The organism is Nostoc spongiaeforme FACHB-130, from assembly GCF_014698475.1.
Lineage (GTDB): Bacteria > Cyanobacteriota > Cyanobacteriia > Cyanobacteriales > Nostocaceae > Nostoc_B > Nostoc_B spongiaeforme.
On the sequence record NZ_JACJTB010000035.1, the window covers coordinates 61,294 to 77,125 of the forward strand.

The window sequence follows — 15,832 nt, forward strand, 5'->3', positions numbered from 1 at the left end:
TAACAATACTAATCACTAGGCTCTAGTCTCTCTGACGCTGAAAATATGGCACTTTTTATGTTCGGTCATCGTCCATTGTCAAGAATTCGGTAGTAAAGTTTAGTTACGAATACTCAACAAGAGTATTTACATAAACAGGTTATATCTGCTAGAGGAGCCTAACTATGCAACGTTCACTGTTCAGTCATCGGTTGATACGCAAGCCACAAGTCGCAATTCTTTCTACTTTAGCTGTAACTAGCTGCCTTTTAACAGGATTGACGACTCAAGTCTCTGCACAAAGCTTACCTGGATTCACATTATTTAGCGGTGTCAAAGCCGAAAATCAGCTACCTTTCCGCTTGGATTTTGGCGGACAAACAAACAGCACAGATAGATACATCCTCAAAATTCCCCAACAAAAAATGAAATTGGCAGTGGCGCAATTTGCCATTACCTACCCCAACTACTACAAAGGCAGTTTTGATCCCAAGAAAATAGAAGTCAGAGTTAGAGGGAAAAAAGTACCAATTTCGGAAGTGAAATGGGATAAAGAAGGCCGCATCATCGAAATCTTTCCCGAAGAACCAGTCCCCGCAGGCCGCCCTGTGGAAGTAGTTTTATCTAATGTACAGAATCCTTCATTTGGTGGGGTTTACTATTTTAACTGTCAAGTTCTCTCCCCAGGCGATACCCCACTACTACGTTACGTAGGAACTTGGATTTTGAGTATCACCTAGGTCTCAAGTCAATGCTCAACTTTATAAGGTAACAGGGAAGCCACTTACGAGAAGCGAGGCTTTAGACCAAGATACGGTTCCCTATTCCCTGTTCCCTCCCCGAAGGGGCAAGATAGACTTTTGACTCTTGACTAAAAGCAATGGTAAGATTATAGATTGTGACTTTTTATAAGAATCGCCTTAGAGGACAGCAGTATGAAAAGAACCCTGCGCGGTACTTGCCGTAAGAGAAAAAGAACCTCCGGTTTTCGTGCCAGAATGAGAACACCAGACGGCAGAAACGTCATCAAAGCTAGGAGAAAAAGAGGACGTTATCGTCTGAGCGTTTAGAGCATTTTCAGCAACTAGAGGGGCTGTGGCTTTGCCCAAGGCGAATCGACTAAAATCTCGCAAAGATTTTCAGGCAGTTTTCCGCGAAGGAATTCGGCGACAAAGCTCTCATTTCACATTGAGAGCTTTAAAACCAAAAGCTACTCCAGAATCTGCTGGAGATACTGCTGCTACAACTAAACTAGCAACTGATACCAAAAAAGTTGATAGTACAAAAATTGGGATATCGATCAGCACGAAAGTCAGTAAAAAGGCTGTCGTGCGTAACCGCATTAAACGACAAATGGCAGCAGCCTTGCATCAGTTGTTGCCAAAATTATCTCCAGGATGGCGGTTGGTATTTGTGGTAAAACCAACAACAGCAGAATCTAAGTGCGGAAGCCAACAATTTCTGCAAGAATTAGAGCAGTTGTTGGCACAAGCTGAGGTATTAAATGGGCATTCGTGAAGAAATTTATTATGAAGGCGGGCCTCACATTGGGGACTTAATTCTCAACTTGCTGATTGGACTGACTGTTGTGGGTATTCCCTTAACAGTTGGAGCGATTGTCAGAGCATTGTGGCTGCGCTATCGCATTACAGACCGACGGATTTCGGTGACTGGCGGTTGGATGGGACGCGATCGCACTGACATTATTTACTCAGAAATTGTCAAAATCGTCAAAGTTCCCCGTGGTGTTGGCATTTGGGGAGATATGGTAGTCACCCTCAGAAATGGCAGTCGCTTGGAAATGCGGGCAGTTCCCAATTTCCGCGAAGTCTATGACTACATCAATGAAAAAATCGCTGCCAAAAATCCCACCTATAGCGCGGCTCAATAACAGGTAGGGAATCGGGAGTAGGGAGTAGGGAGTAGGGGAAAGTCATAATTGCTTTGTATAAAATAAAAAATTCGCAACTTTCCATTTATCAAATACTACCTACAACTCCAAACTCCTGTACGGGCGGGTTAATTGAAGTATTTCGTCTACCCATAAATTCATTCACTCAACCCGCCCCTACCCACTCCCAATTTTGCCCTGGTGCGGCTATCCGTAGCGAGAGATAGTCGCAGCCGAATCACGATTTAGATAAATTAGATTCAGTTAAATTTACAGTACCTCAGGTTGAATTCAGAATAATGGACTTTGGTATCGGCTTCCTCTCAAACAACGTCATGTTGCCAATCATAGACTTTTTCTACGGCATTTTGCCGAGCTATGGATTGGCGATCGTGGCCTTGACATTGATAGTCCGCTTTGCGCTTTACCCCCTGAGTGCTGGTTCAATCCGCAATATGCGGCGGATGCGAATTGTGCAGCCTCTCATGCAAAAGCGGATGCAAGAAATCAAAGAACGCTATAAAGACGATCCGCAAAAGCAACAAGAAGAAATGATGAACGTCCAAAAGGAGTTCGGCAACCCCTTAGCAGGATGTTTACCATTACTGTTGCAAATGCCTGTATTGTTAGCTTTGTTTGCCACTTTACGGGGATCACCGTTTGCCGGCGTAAATTACTCCGTCAACCTGCAAATCTTGCCATCTGAACAAATCGAAAGAATTCAACCACAAGCCTTTGCGACTCCCCCACAAAACATCTACGTTGCTGATGGGGAACACCATAAAGTAACTGCTATTCTCCCTGGCGGTAGCAAACTAGCAGTCGGAGAAAAAACCAAAATCCAATATCAGACCTTAGAAGGTAAGCCTTTTGATGTCTTATTAACAGAACACCCAGAAACCAAACTCACGCCCGAATGGAAAATCACCAAAGGCGAAGAAAGAATCAAAATCGATGCTGAAGGTAATATTGAAGCCTTACAACCTGGAGATGTGACACTGCAAGGCACAATTCCTGGACTAGCAGCCGATAAAGGATTTTTATTCATCGATGCCTTGGGTAGAGTTGGCGCAATTGATCCCGACGGTACCATCCACTGGGATATTGTAGCGATGGTCATTTTCTTTGGGGTCAGTCTCTACGTCAGCCAAATTCTTTCCGGGCAGAACTCCAGTGGCGGCAACCCCCAACAGGATACAGTCAACAAAATCACCCCAGTCATCTTTTCTGGGATGTTTTTATTCTTCCCCTTACCTGCTGGGGTGTTGATGTATATGGTAATTGGTAATATTTTCCAAACTCTGCAAACTTACATTCTCTCTCGTGAACCCTTACCAGAGGAACTGCAAAAAATTGTAGCCATCCAAGAGAAAGAAGCAGCAGTGGCAGAACAAAAAGCATTACCTTTTGAACCAAAAAGTTCTAAGAAAAAGCCTACAGGTTGATAGATGACTAACAGTTCCATGCAGCGAGGTCAGCAGTGGTTAAAATCACTGCTGGAACTCACTGGGGTCTCTGCGGAAATTGGAGGCAATATAGAAGTAGCCCCGCCTCAAGATGATGATGCCCCAGAACCGGATAATTACTGGTTGACAATTGACGAAACCAACTTAACTCCAACGCAAATCAAAGTTCTGATTGGTGCTGATGGTTCGGTTTTGGACGCAATTCAGTATCTAGCTAATTCCGTCCTTAACCTGAACCAGCCACAAGCAGAACAAGCATCCTATACCATTGAGTTAAATGGTTATCGGGTGAAAAGACAAGCGGAAATTCGCGCCTTAGCGGAAGCCGCAGCTGATGAAGTGCGGAGTTTTGGTCGAGAAGTGGAAATTAAATCTCTCAGTTCAGCTGAACGGCGGCAAATCCACACATTTTTGAAGGAATTTGCTGATTTAGAAACCTTCAGCCGTGGCAAAGAACCGCATCGGAATTTGGTTGTGCGTCCGGCTATGGAGTTATGAAAGCTCACTTAGTTAACAGTTGTGACTGTGCTAAGAGCTAAAATCAAAATGTAGTATCAGCAAAATTGCTGATTAGTAACATAAATTTGAGTGAGGGTATCTCACAAATCCTATGGACGCAATTTTTATTCCGCAGCTCACTAAAGCCCCGGAGCGGACAGAGGAAATTCAGGTTCAAGAGTTTCTGCCTGGGCTAGAAACATTAACACCAATTCGAGGTCGTATTCGTGTCCAACATCACGGTAATTACCTAGAAGTATCCGGTCAGGCAGAAACAATTATTACCTGTACGTGTAACCGATGTTTGCAGCAGTATAATCACCGTTTAGCGGTAAAAACTAAAGAAGTTATTTGGTTGGATGAGGTAGCTAATCAACCACAAGACTTGCCTCTAGAAAGAGAAGTGGCTATGGAAGACTTGGTAGAAACCTTGTCGCCCAATGGATATTTTTTTCCTAGTGAATGGCTGTATGAGCAGATGTGCTTAGAAATGCCTCAGCGCCAGTTATGTGACTTGAATTGTCCAGGTATTTTGGACAGTGTGGATGAGAAGCCAGAAAAGCCTGTTGATAGCCGTTGGGCTGGCTTAGAAGCTTTGAAAAAGCAACTCCCTGGATAGTGCAGAACTTTTGTAGCTAAGGGTGGGAAGAAAATCAATTAGCACCACTTGTTCAGCGTGCTAATTGTTTATAAAAATATACAAATAGGTTTCTAGAGAAAATTTTGGGCGATCGCACCATAAAATAAAATTTTGCTCAAGTTGTACATCTGTTTGTTGCATTAATCTCTAACTATTGTTAGAGTGACAAACCCTAACTCTAAAATATGATGAATTAACAGAAATTTCTGCAAAAATCAACACTCCTCATTTCAGGAGTATAAGTATACTTAATCATTTATTACATCTTATCCCTGTTGAGGTTTTGGATTGGAAATTGCGATCTCAATCTTGCCCAGCTTGTTTTCTATTACAGTGTTTTTCGGTTGAGTGCAGTACAAGTTAATAGGGGCTAGAGGCTAGAGGCTAGTACAACAAGGCAAAAGTAAAAAGGCAAAAGGAAAAAGAAAGAATAACGATACTACAAGCGTTTTAGCAATTCCAGATAGTCTGTTTATTTACGCCGACCTGTACTAGATTAATGTACTTCATGAAAAATGCTGTATCTGGCATCAAAGTTGTAGCAGTCAGAGTATATTTACCTCCTGCCTCCTGCCTTCTGCCTCCTACCTCCTCCTATAACTGGCGAATTGGCAACATACCTATTCTCGGTTTAGTTATTCTCTGGTTTGTGCCTAGAGATAGTTGGGTAAAAAATTATCTTAGTGACTCAGAACACTTTTTGTATCAAAATTTTCTGCCAAGCTATTAATATTCCTGCTACGCAGCATCTCACCTCTGCAAGTTTTTCTACCAAACTCCATATATTTATTTAGGAGGTCTCGAAATTTATTACCTAAGCCTTGAGTCATACCAAACTGATAGTTAAAGATGCTCTCAGTTGACTAGCAAAGCAAAGGCGTAAAGAACATTAAAGGAGATTCAAGCTTCTGCACATCATAGGTTAGGCTACACATAGCTAGTAAACGCGATATCCGTAGCTTTTCTGTGGTTGACTAGTACCAAATTTGGGTTACTCTTAAAACGGATCGCCGTAAGCTATCATCTTTGATGACAGAAGTATATGAAGAAACAATAATTTTTAAAGTTCTGTCTGAAAGATTAAACTTGCAAACTGAATAGTTTGATACGGCAAACTGAATAGTTATCTCATACCCTAAGCAATGTAGTTAATTAACTACTGCAAATATAACCGGGAATTGTAATGGATAGTTTACAATACCAGTGGGTAAGAAAATCTAAAAAAAATATAAAAGTGACTAAAATGACTGTGGTGTCTGGAGGACAAACGTGTTTCTGAGATTAGCACATCAACATCGGCAATTCGTTCAAGACTTGGTAATGAACCTACAAGCCTTGGCAATTGTACTAGAACGGCGTGGTTATCCTGCGTCTTGTTATACCTGTGGCGACCAGATGAATAGTGCTTCGTTTATGGTGAGCCTGGGAAATAACCATCTGATTCGATTTTTGGTATCAGATTATGGAATTACTTGGACAGAAATGCGGGATGACCGCGAATTAATGAAATTAGAGGGAGCTGAAGCAATTAACCAGTTACAGGAACTGGCAAATCTTGTGAAGCAATCTGTACCAGCTTATGCAAGCGGTAAAACCTTAGCCAAGAAGAGTTAAGGGTTTCGGGATCTGATGGGTTATTTTCAAACAAACTCAGAGAATAAGTTGCTCATTAACAATGGCTCACTGGTAATTGGTAATTGGTAATTGTGGTAGGGTTTTTCATCCTCCATTACCTATTCACCATTACCTTCAATAAGATTGGTGAATGGTTAGGTTGTAAAACGTTTTGTTTCTGTGAACTGAAAATAGAAACAATTTTTCAGATTTTGTGCATCTGCGACATTGATTGAAAAAAAATTGGGAATTGACCAAGCAAAAAGCCCTTGGTGATGTCATTGTTCTGTGCGACATTTAAAATCATTGAATTGTTGGTTGCTACATCTGTGATATGAGGGTCAGGCAACTGGGAGAGATTTTGGTTGATGGTGATTTAAATTATGACATGCGATCGCAGGATGATTTTGGCACTCCTGTGGCATAGATGTCTCATTTTTGTGATATTCCAGAGGTGGAAAACCATAGTTAGTCACAAACTGGAAAATGTCTGAATCACAACCAAACCCAGCACTACCACCAACCGATGCTATTGAAGTTACAGAGAGTCGTGCGTTTGAGAGTTGGTTTGAATATCCGATTAGAGTACAACCCCATCATACTGACTATGCAGGTATTGTCTGGCATGGTACTTATTTAACTTGGATGGAAGAAGCAAGGGTAGAGTGTTTGCGCTCTATCGGGATTGAATTTGCTGATTTAGTAGCACTAGGCTGTGATTTACCAGTGGTAGAAATTTCAATACGCTATCACCGTTCCATTCAATTGGGTATGCAGGCTATTGTCAAAACTCGGATGACGGAAGTCACTGGTGTGCGGATTAACTGGGACTATGCAATTGTTTCTGTTGATGGACAGCAATTGTATGTCACCGCTAAAGTCACCTTAGTCGCACTGGATAGAGAAAGAGGCAAGATTATGCGCCAGCTACCTGCAAATGTTAAGGATGCGCTGGCGAAGATTGCGGGATTGCATGGTAACTAATTAGGACTGAGGCGCAAATATAATCTGTGGAGACTGGGTGTAGGGTGTAAGGGTTTTGAATAAGTAAACCTCACACCTACACGCTTATACCCCAATATGGTTCAGTTAAGGTGGTGAGAGTTGATTTCTCAATTTTTGCTCTACCTATTAGACAGTGAGCAAGATTTGGGGGATTCTCCCCCAAGCCCCCGATTGGGGGACGGTTGCGTCCCCCAAACCCCCTCCAAAATCATTTTTTCGTTTTTTTTGAGTGATCATTTGCTGGTTTTGTTGAAATTTATTTTTCTTATCTGAACCGTATTGCCTTATACCCAATCTATTGGGACAATCTTGGCGTGTAAGTCCTGAGATAATTGCACCTGGATTCTGATTATTTATTAAGGCGAATTTGCGAGAGAGTTTGAGTAAACTGAATGATCTGATGCCAAATATCCATCGGTGTAATGCCAAAACCTACCTGTAATAAAATAATAATTGCCGCAATAGTCAGGGCATTACTCACAGTGGTTTTGACAACTTTCCATAATATTGTAAATACAATCCAAGCAATAATTAAAGTTGGAATCATGGTAATTCTTAAATAAGAATTTAGGATAAATTATGGGATAAAATTAAGTAAAAACTATTGTGGTAATGATAGCGGAAATTACCGAGTAAATTTCTGTTTACGGCTATTCTTTAGAAAAAATTTATAAAAAACAAGATACCAGACTTATCAAAGAAGCCAGGTATCTGAATTACAGAATTGTTACAAATCAAAGGATTGTTATATCTGAGTTTTTAGTGCAGAGAAATCATCTGCGGGGAAGTTGCTAAATTTTTAGTTGCGGTTAAGACTTCTTGTCTTGCCCATTGATCTGCTGCCAAAATGTCATCTAAAGAAGGATTTGTACAGTTATCATTTTGATGGCGATCGCATACCCATTCAATACACCGGGGAATATCTAAAAAGCGAATTTTCTCTTCTAAAAATAAAGCTACAGCTTGCTCATTAGCTGCATTCAACACGGCTGGCATCGAACCACCTGCTTTACCTGCGGCATAAGCTAACTGCATACAAGGGTATTTTTGATGATCTGGCTCACGGAAGGTAAAACTACCAGCTTTGACTAAATCGAGTCGTTCCCAATCTGTGTAAATGCGATCGGGCCAAGATAAAGCATATAACAAGGGTAAACGCATATCTGTCCAGCCAAGTTGGGCTAATACAGAGGTGTCTTGTAACTCAATTAACGAGTGAATAATACTTTGAGGATGGATGACGATTTCGATATTGTCGTAATCTAAGCCAAACAAAAAGTGAGCTTCAATAACTTCCAACCCTTTATTCATCAAAGTCGCCGAGTCTACTGTAATTTTTCTGCCCATTGACCAGTTAGGATGTTTGAGGGCATCGGCGACAGTAACTTCTGGCAACTTTTCTACAGGCCAATCACGGAAAGCACCACCAGAGGCTGTCAGCAAAATTTTCCGCAGTCCACCTTGGGGAACACCTTGCAAGCATTGAAATATGGCTGAGTGTTCAGAATCAGCAGGTAAGAGTTTTACCCCATGTTTTTCTACCAAGGGGAGAACTACAGGGCCGCCAGCAATTAAGGTTTCTTTGTTAGCGAGGGCAATATCTTTACCAGCTTCAATGGCGGCGATGGTGGGTAATAAACCAGCACAACCAACAATCCCGGTAACAACAGTCTCGGCATCGCCATAGCGGGCAACTTCAATCACTCCGGCGCTACCAGCCACTAAAATGGGTTGGGGATTGAGGTCTTGGATGGCGGCTTGGAGTGCGGGTAATTTATCTTCAGCTGCGATCGCTGCTATACTCGGTCGAAACTGCCGAATTTGATCCGCCAACATCTCGACATTATTACCTGCTGCCAATCCAACAATCCGAAATTTATCTGGGTACTGAGCGACAATATCTAAAGTCTGAGTACCGATAGAGCCAGTGGAACCAAGAAGAGTAATAGCTTTCACAATTGCTTAATAATTTAGAGATAACTCCCACTATAAATTGCTTGGGACTGATTTATAACAGCGATCGCCACAATCAATCATGAAAAATGCTGAGTTATGAAACTGCATTTGCAGTGCGAAAAAGTGTGAAAATATTGGCATTATTGCTCAGACACCAAATTTTGGTATGGATAAAAATTTTTATCTCAAGTATGCGGCTGTTGAGGATCAACATTGGTGGTTTGTCGGTCGTCGTCAAATTGTAGAAAAATTGATTCGTCAACTCAAACTGCCAAACAATGCCAAAATTCTAGAAGCTGGCTGTGGTACTGGAGGCAACTTAAGTATGTTGGCTCGTTACGGTGAAGTTGCAGCGATGGAGTTTGATGAGACAGCTTGTCAGTTAGCGAATGAAAGGCAAGTCACTACAGTCCGACAAGGTAGCCTACCTGATCAAATTCCCTTTAACGACCAGTATGACTTAATTGTTATCTTAGATGTTTTAGAACATATTGATGATGATTTAGCCGCTTTAGAAGCATTGTCTAGCAGACTAAAACCAAATAGTTGGTTATTAATTACAGTACCGGCTTATCAATTTTTATGGAGTTATCATGATGAAATTAACTATCATAAACGTCGCTATACATTGAAAAGATTAAAAAGAGTTGTGAGACTAGCTGGTTATAGTATCGGCTATGGCAGCTATTTTAATACTTGGTTATTTCCCTTGGTAGCTGGAGTACGTTTATTAAAAAATCTACTCAAACTTGATAAAAAATCGGATGCTAGTGGCGATTTAAATTTACCTGCGAAACTTATCAATAAATTTTTAACTTTTTTATTTGCTAGTGAACGTTACTTTATGAATCGAGTCAGTTTACCTTTTGGTGTATCTGTTGCGTTAATGGCACAAAAAAATCAGTCAAAACTATAAAATTTAGCACAGTATTTTTTATGCGATCGCCTGCAATTAATTCTATATTTTGGATGATGGGTGTAAGTGCCTTAATTTTATTTGCATCCAGTATTTTACGTCATGAATTGTTTCAATCGACTGCCTTTGATTTAGGGATTTTTGACCAAGCAGCATATTTAATTAGTCAAGGAAAACCACCAATTTCAACATTCATGGGTTATCACATTCTTGGTGATCATGCAGCTTGGATATGGTATCCTTTGGCTTTACTTTATAAAATTTATCCTAGTGTATACTGGCTATTCGCAGTACAAGCAATTGCTTTAGCATCAGGCGCTTTACCTACTTGGCAATTAGCACGTCAAGCTGGATTAAAAGAAAGCCAATCAGTAGCAATGGCGGCTGTTTATTTGTTATATCCTTTAATATTTAATGTCAATTTATTTGATTTCCATCCAGAAGTAATTGCTTTACCTTTATTTTTAGCGGCAGTTTTGGCAGCACGTCGTAATCAAATAAGATGGTTTTGCTTATATATATTCCTCATACTAGGGTGTAAAGCTGTGCTTTCCTTCACAGTTGCCGCGATGGGGTTTTGGTTATTGGTGTTTGAAAAGCGGCGTTTATATGGTGCGATCGCGCTGGGTGCTGGTGTAGCTTGGTTTTTGATAGCATCTAGAATAATTATTCCTACTTTTAGTGGTGCAGAGCCAGCAGCAGTCGGGCGTTATAGTTATTTAGGTAACTCAGTTCCAGAAATTGCTAAAAATATAATTTTGCAACCAGGAATAATTTTAGGGAAAGTATTTGTATTAAGTAACTTAGAATATTTATTACTGCTATTAGTACCCGTAATTTGGGGTTTTTCTCTTGCAGGGATAAAACCTTTGGTAGCTGCTATACCTTGTGTGGCACTTAATATAATTGCTGATTATCAACCACAAAAAGATTTAATTCATCAGTATTCTCTCCCTGCTTTGCCGTTTATCTTGTTAGTTTTAATTTCGAGCTTGGCAGCAGGAAAAGGATTAATCCAAGACAAACGCAGAATTATTATATGGTCGCTGGTAGGATTTTTATGTCTAGCAAAATATACTCATTTTTTTGGGAGATATCTTCAGTCTCTTGATACTTGGCAAGCTACACGAGAAGCGATCGCTTTGGTAAACACTCAAGATAGCGTTCTCACAACAGCGAAAATTGCTCCTCATTTAAGTCATCGCCCCAGCATTAATTTAATTCAAGATAATTTGCCTTTAACACAAGTAAATACATTTGATTATATTCTACTTAATACACGCCATCATGACTTATCTGGTAATCAAGAGTTAAATCTTATATTATTAGATAAACTTAAGAATGATACTGATTTTCAATTAAAATACCAGCGTGATGATGTATATTTATTTAGTAAAATTATTAAAAATTGATTTATAGTTTTACCTGAATTTGTAGCTATGGTGAAATTAAACTGAAATCTTCAGCACTACCTAAAACTTTACTCTTAGGTAAATTTAAATTTTTTAATGTAGCGTTATCTAAAAGTAAATAATCATTATTTGCCAACTTTTGTTGCAGAATTGGCGTAGTTTCTGGGATGACTTGACAATCACAATAAAAATTTAAGCTAGGGCGACCATTAGCAAATGATGTGTAAATTTTTGTTCCTGGTGAGACATGGTTGCGAATTAAGACTGCAACTGGTTTAACCAGGAATGCTTCATTTAATTCCCAAATCCAAGATTGTGAACTCATCAATAGTAATAGTACTAAATACATCCCAGAAAATAACACAGGAATAAATCTGCGATCGCATTTATAAATCAACCATGTTGCTAAACTCATACTCATCGTTAAAATAATAGCCATCGCAACTAATACAGGCTCTTCCTGGGCAATAATAAAGTAAACGCAACCTCCTAAACCAGCCAGCGCCATCAAAAATATAAATATTCCCCAAACTTTCCGATTAATTACTTGATTTTGCCAAACTTCACTCAGTTCTACCCCAATTGCCAAGGCTAAAAATGGATATAAAGGCATAATATACCAAGGCAATTTTGTAGTTATTAAAGATATGGCTACAAAGTAAACAATCGTACCAATTAAAATTAAGCGACTCCAACTAGCATAACGTTTCTTCCAAGCTAGATAAAATCCTGCTGGCCAAAATAACAACCAAGGAAAAGCATACTTTAATAACTCAATTAAATAATACCAAGGAGCGCCTGTATTACCCTCAACAGGTTGGGATATGCGGTCAAATGTTTGCGCTTGTAAATTTATCTGGAAGAAATTACTACCATAATGCTGCCATTGGGCAATATACCACGCGATCGCCGGTGCAATTCCTAATACAATTCCAGCCCATAAGTAAGGGTTATTCAACACAATTAACGGCGATGAAGCCAAGATAAATAATCCTGCAATACCTCCCAGCAACAAAACCAGCATCCCTTTAGTCAGAGTAATTAACCCTAGACAAAATCCCACCCCTAAAGCCCAAGGTTTTTGCTGACGTGATTTTAATAAACAAAATAATAATAGTAAAAAAAACGTAATACTGGCACCGTCTAGCATTGCCAAGCGTCCATGACGCACTACAGGTAAAGTTGTTAAATAAACTAAAGCCGCAAACAAAGCTGGTAAACTATCGTTAAACAGCAAAATTCCTACTAAATACAATAACGGCACTCCCAAGGCAGTTAATAAAGCACCCGGTAGGCGTGTTGTCCATTCATTTACACCGCCTAGAGAGTAACACCAAGCAATTAACAAGTGCATCAGAGGTGGCTTATTATGATAAGGTTCGCCACCTAAAGTTGGATACAGCCAATGCAGAGAACCAAAAGCAGCACGCCAAATTTCTCTGGCGACTTGTGCTACTGTACCTTCATCCCAGTCGCGTAAGGGGGAATTTCCTAAACACAGCAACCACAGAAGTAAAGCACCTAGTAACAAGGTAAATAGCCATTCTGTTTCTCGGAATGGGCGCATAGAGAAATTTAGTTTAATTATTTTATTGATTGTTTATTGATTACGATAACTAGATATAATTTTAAGGAATTTTATATCAGGGACGACATCACCAAGTTTATAGTATATATCTACTTGAATCTGGCCTTTTCTTGCTGTCTTGATGAAATAATCCCATAAAAACTGTGATTCAACCAATATACTCTTTGGTCATTCCTATTTATAACGAAGAAGAGAATATCACGGAAATGTACCGTCGGCTGCATCATGTAGCAGAACAGTTAGATGGTGAGGTGGAATTTATTTTAGTCGATGATGGTAGCCGCGATCGCTCTTTGAGTATGATTCGAGAACTCCGCCATCGTGATAGTCGAGTGCGTTACCTGAGTTTTGCGCGAAACTTTGGCCATCAAACTGCTGTCACGGCTGGACTAAATTTTGTCCAAGGCAGGTGTGCAGTTATTATGGATGCGGATCTGCAAGATCCCCCAGAACTAATTTTTCAGATGGTGGAAAAATGGCAACAGGGCTATGAAGTAGTTTACGCTCAACGTTTAGCTCGTAAACAAGAAAGTTGGCTCAAACGTTTTACAGCCTATGCTTTTTACCGCATCCTCCGGCGTTTATCTCATGTGGATATCCCCACTGACACCGGAGATTTTTGTTTATTAGATAGGCAAGTTGTAGATATTCTCAATGCTATGCCCGAACGTAACCGTTACATTCGGGGGTTACGCGCTTGGGCGGGTTTTCGCCAAACTGCTGTACTGTTTGAACGAGAACCGCGTTTTGCTGGCAAAGTTAAGTATACTTTCGGTAAATCTTGGGCTTTGGCTGTAGATGGAATTATTTCCTTTTCTACAGTGCCATTAAAACTCGCAACCTACTTAGGTATGGTAGCAGCTGCGATCGCTCTATTGATGATCATCCTCGTACTATATTGGCGCTTATTTGACCATGCTAGTCCTTTAATTGGTTACAGTTTAATTACAATTGCCATATTTTTTCTCGGTTCTGTGCAGTTGATTTGTATGGGTATTTTAGGTGAGTATATCGGTCGAATTTATGAAGAAGTGAAAGCCCGCCCTATATATACTGTCAAAGAAACCGGTGGTTTAATTAAAGTCTCAGAAATGCAGTCTAAATAATGGCTGTCATATCAAGTTAAGCAACAGTAATCAAAATACTAATCGTAGTGTTCTTTTTTACCTTGATACTCTGTCAAGTGAACTTCGGTACATAGTCTGTCAACTACATTATTTAGTTATGTAAAATAATCCCTTAACCTGGTGCTGTTAACCCTTCATACTAATGAAGGGCATTAAAAGCAGGGTAACTTTCAGCTAACCTGAAACTTTGTATGTTAACTGTATTGATCAAGAAGATTCTAGGCTAAAAACTGAGAAAAATTTGTGCTGGATATCAAGCAAATACGGGAAAATCCCCAATTAGTGCAAGAGCGGTTGAACGGTCGTAGCGGTAATTATGACATTCAGCCGATATTAGAGTTAGACAAGCAACAACGAGAACTGGAGGTGAACCGCAGTCAACTCCAAGCTCGGAGTAACGAAATTGGTAAACTTGTCGGTCAGAAGATCAAATCTGGTGTTAATCCTCAAGACCCAGAAATTCAAGCTTTGCGTGATGAAGGTAACTCCATTAAAGCTCAGTTGAGTGAACTGGAACCAAAAGAAAAAGAACTGAAAGCTGAAATTAACAGGTTGATACTCGCTCTACCCAATTTACCGAGCGACTCTACACCTGTTGGCAAAGATGAGGAAAATAACGTTGAAGTTCGCCGTTGGGGTGACGAGTATCTGCCAAAAAACCCCAACATTCTACCACACTGGGAAATTGGCGAAAAACTAGGTATTCTCAATTTTGAGCGTGCTGTTAAAGTTGCCCAAAGCCGCTTTACTAGCTTAATTGGGGCTGGTGCAGCACTAGAAAGAGCATTAATTCAATTTATGCTCGATCGCCAAATTCAGGCAGGATATATAGAAGTGAGTCCGCCACTATTAGTTAACACTGACTCACTGACAGCAACCGGTCAACTCCCGAAATTCGCTGAAGAAAGCTTTAAATGTGCTGATGATGATTTGTGGTTAATTCCCACAGCAGAAGTACCCGTGACAAACCTCTATCGTGGGGAAATTCTCGCCGCCGAAGACTTACCTATTTACCACTGTGCTTATACTCCCTGTTTTCGTCGGGAAGCTGGTAGTTATGGCCGCGATATGCGGGGGTTAATTCGCCTGCATCAATTTAACAAAGTGGAACTGGTAAAATTTGTCCAGCCTGAGACATCCTTTGACGAACTAGAAAAGTTGGTAGGTAATGCTGAAGCAATTTTACAGGCATTAAAGCTACCTTATCGGGTAGTAAATTTATGCACTGGAGATTTAGGATTTTCTTCAACCAAAACCTATGATTTAGAAGTTTGGCTACCTTCGGCTGGCAAATACCGCGAAATTTCTAGCTGTTCTAACTTTGTAGACTTCCAAGCACGACGCGCGGATATTCGCTTTAAGGAAGCAGGTAAAAAAGGTACACAGTTTGTCCATACCCTCAACGGTTCCGGTTTAGCAATTGGACGTACTATGGCCGCGGTTTTGGAAAATTACCAACAACCAGACGGGACGATTTTGATACCGGAAGCACTGCAACCTTATTTGGGGCGCGAGGTGTTGTAATCAACCCAGTACTTACACACAAAAGTTGTCTGTGGAGATTGAGTTTAGGGGTGAAAGGGTTTTGGATAAATACACAAGCCACTTGGCTAAAGTTAAGAGAAAAGTAGCGACTGTCTTAAAAGTCAAGCGATCGGGAGCAAAAAATGAAGCAGAGGAAGTAAAGAAAAAAGAAACAAGAGAAAAAAACATACATTCCAAAGTGAGCCAGTCATGCTG

16 protein-coding genes are annotated in these 15,832 nt (G+C 40.3%); 13 read left to right on the forward strand and 3 right to left on the reverse strand.

The window, feature by feature from the left end; translation table 11 throughout:
* Positions 1 to 164: 164 nt before the first annotated feature.
* The 9 genes from H6G74_RS22085 (at position 165) to H6G74_RS22125 (ending at position 7,072) form a co-directional block, all read left to right on the forward strand.
* Positions 165 to 719 carry a DUF2808 domain-containing protein gene (locus H6G74_RS22085; RefSeq protein WP_190969702.1) on the forward strand — a complete coding sequence of 185 codons (555 nt, stop codon included), beginning with the start codon at positions 165 to 167 and terminating at the stop codon, positions 717 to 719.
* A 195-nt stretch (positions 720 to 914) separates the two neighbouring features.
* Positions 915 to 1,049: a 50S ribosomal protein L34 gene (gene rpmH, locus H6G74_RS22090; RefSeq protein ID WP_190589250.1), complete on the forward strand. Its 135-nt coding sequence runs from the start codon at positions 915 to 917 to the stop codon at positions 1,047 to 1,049.
* Between the two features lie 25 nt (positions 1,050 to 1,074).
* A complete protein-coding gene (gene rnpA, locus H6G74_RS22095) occupies positions 1,075 to 1,497 on the forward strand; it encodes a ribonuclease P protein component (protein ID WP_190872016.1) in 423 nt (140 codons plus the stop codon).
* Positions 1,484 to 1,870: a PH domain-containing protein gene (locus H6G74_RS22100; RefSeq protein ID WP_062297535.1), complete on the forward strand. Its 387-nt coding sequence runs from the start codon at positions 1,484 to 1,486 to the stop codon at positions 1,868 to 1,870. The genes rnpA and H6G74_RS22100 overlap by 14 nt, the downstream gene beginning before the upstream one ends.
* 299 nt (positions 1,871 to 2,169) lie before the next feature.
* Complete coding sequence (gene yidC, locus H6G74_RS22105) at positions 2,170 to 3,315, forward strand: membrane protein insertase YidC (protein ID WP_190969703.1); 1,146 nt, start codon at positions 2,170 to 2,172, stop codon at positions 3,313 to 3,315.
* Positions 3,316 to 3,318: 3 nt separating this feature from the next.
* Positions 3,319 to 3,834 (forward strand): Jag family protein, encoded by a 516-nt coding sequence (locus H6G74_RS22110; protein ID WP_190969704.1) that lies wholly within the window; start codon positions 3,319 to 3,321, stop codon positions 3,832 to 3,834.
* Positions 3,835 to 3,946: 112 nt separating this feature from the next.
* Complete coding sequence (locus H6G74_RS22115) at positions 3,947 to 4,453, forward strand: YceD family protein (protein ID WP_190969705.1); 507 nt, start codon at positions 3,947 to 3,949, stop codon at positions 4,451 to 4,453.
* A gap of 1,290 nt (positions 4,454 to 5,743) precedes the next feature.
* Entirely contained in the window at positions 5,744 to 6,088 is a 345-nt protein-coding gene (locus H6G74_RS22120; RefSeq protein ID WP_062297529.1) for a DUF1815 family protein, read from the forward strand.
* Positions 6,089 to 6,574: 486 nt separating this feature from the next.
* Complete coding sequence (locus H6G74_RS22125) at positions 6,575 to 7,072, forward strand: acyl-CoA thioesterase (protein WP_062297527.1); 498 nt, start codon at positions 6,575 to 6,577, stop codon at positions 7,070 to 7,072.
* Positions 7,073 to 7,442: 370 nt separating this feature from the next.
* Here the strand turns inward: H6G74_RS22125 and H6G74_RS22130 are convergent, their stop codons facing one another.
* On the reverse strand, positions 7,443 to 7,640 hold the full coding sequence (locus tag H6G74_RS22130; RefSeq protein ID WP_062297526.1) for a hypothetical protein: 198 nt from the start codon (positions 7,638 to 7,640) through the stop codon (positions 7,443 to 7,445).
* A gap of 212 nt (positions 7,641 to 7,852) precedes the next feature.
* Positions 7,853 to 9,049 (reverse strand): 1-deoxy-D-xylulose-5-phosphate reductoisomerase, encoded by a 1,197-nt coding sequence (dxr, locus tag H6G74_RS22135; protein WP_190969706.1) that lies wholly within the window; start codon positions 9,047 to 9,049, stop codon positions 7,853 to 7,855.
* A 166-nt stretch (positions 9,050 to 9,215) separates the two neighbouring features.
* Here dxr and H6G74_RS22140 point away from each other — a divergent pair, with 166 nt between their 5' ends.
* Together H6G74_RS22140 and H6G74_RS22145 are read left to right on the forward strand one after the other, a co-directional pair.
* Positions 9,216 to 9,965, forward strand: coding sequence for a class I SAM-dependent methyltransferase (locus H6G74_RS22140; protein WP_190969707.1), 750 nt, complete (start codon positions 9,216 to 9,218; stop codon positions 9,963 to 9,965).
* Between the two features lie 20 nt (positions 9,966 to 9,985).
* Positions 9,986 to 11,377: a DUF2079 domain-containing protein gene (locus H6G74_RS22145; protein ID WP_190969708.1), complete on the forward strand. Its 1,392-nt coding sequence runs from the start codon at positions 9,986 to 9,988 to the stop codon at positions 11,375 to 11,377.
* A gap of 25 nt (positions 11,378 to 11,402) precedes the next feature.
* Here H6G74_RS22145 and H6G74_RS22150 read toward each other — a convergent pair whose 3' ends face one another.
* Positions 11,403 to 12,944: an ArnT family glycosyltransferase gene (locus H6G74_RS22150; RefSeq protein WP_190969709.1), complete on the reverse strand. Its 1,542-nt coding sequence runs from the start codon at positions 12,942 to 12,944 to the stop codon at positions 11,403 to 11,405.
* Positions 12,945 to 13,108: 164 nt separating this feature from the next.
* Here H6G74_RS22150 and H6G74_RS22155 point away from each other — a divergent pair, with 164 nt between their 5' ends.
* Together H6G74_RS22155 and serS are read left to right on the forward strand one after the other, a co-directional pair.
* Positions 13,109 to 14,071: a glycosyltransferase family 2 protein gene (locus H6G74_RS22155; RefSeq protein ID WP_190969710.1), complete on the forward strand. Its 963-nt coding sequence runs from the start codon at positions 13,109 to 13,111 to the stop codon at positions 14,069 to 14,071.
* Between the two features lie 264 nt (positions 14,072 to 14,335).
* Positions 14,336 to 15,616, forward strand: coding sequence for a serine--tRNA ligase (gene serS, locus H6G74_RS22160; RefSeq protein WP_190969711.1), 1,281 nt, complete (start codon positions 14,336 to 14,338; stop codon positions 15,614 to 15,616).
* Positions 15,617 to 15,832 lie beyond the last annotated feature (216 nt).

Coding starts and splice junctions, on each gene's coding strand:
- H6G74_RS22085 (WP_190969702.1), top strand. CDS start 165: ATGCAACGTTCACTGTTCAGTCATCGGTTGATACGCAAGCCACAAGTC.
- H6G74_RS22145 (WP_190969708.1), top strand. CDS start 9,986: ATGCGATCGCCTGCAATTAATTCTATATTTTGGATGATGGGTGTAAGT.
- H6G74_RS22140 (WP_190969707.1), top strand. CDS start 9,216: ATGGATAAAAATTTTTATCTCAAGTATGCGGCTGTTGAGGATCAACAT.
- H6G74_RS22115 (WP_190969705.1), top strand. CDS start 3,947: ATGGACGCAATTTTTATTCCGCAGCTCACTAAAGCCCCGGAGCGGACA.
- H6G74_RS22110 (WP_190969704.1), top strand. CDS start 3,319: ATGACTAACAGTTCCATGCAGCGAGGTCAGCAGTGGTTAAAATCACTG.
- rpmH (WP_190589250.1), top strand. CDS start 915: ATGAAAAGAACCCTGCGCGGTACTTGCCGTAAGAGAAAAAGAACCTCC.
- yidC (WP_190969703.1), top strand. CDS start 2,170: ATGGACTTTGGTATCGGCTTCCTCTCAAACAACGTCATGTTGCCAATC.
- H6G74_RS22125 (WP_062297527.1), top strand. CDS start 6,575: ATGTCTGAATCACAACCAAACCCAGCACTACCACCAACCGATGCTATT.
- H6G74_RS22150 (WP_190969709.1), bottom strand. CDS start 12,944: ATGCGCCCATTCCGAGAAACAGAATGGCTATTTACCTTGTTACTAGGT.
- H6G74_RS22100 (WP_062297535.1), top strand. CDS start 1,484: ATGGGCATTCGTGAAGAAATTTATTATGAAGGCGGGCCTCACATTGGG.
- H6G74_RS22130 (WP_062297526.1), bottom strand. CDS start 7,640: ATGATTCCAACTTTAATTATTGCTTGGATTGTATTTACAATATTATGG.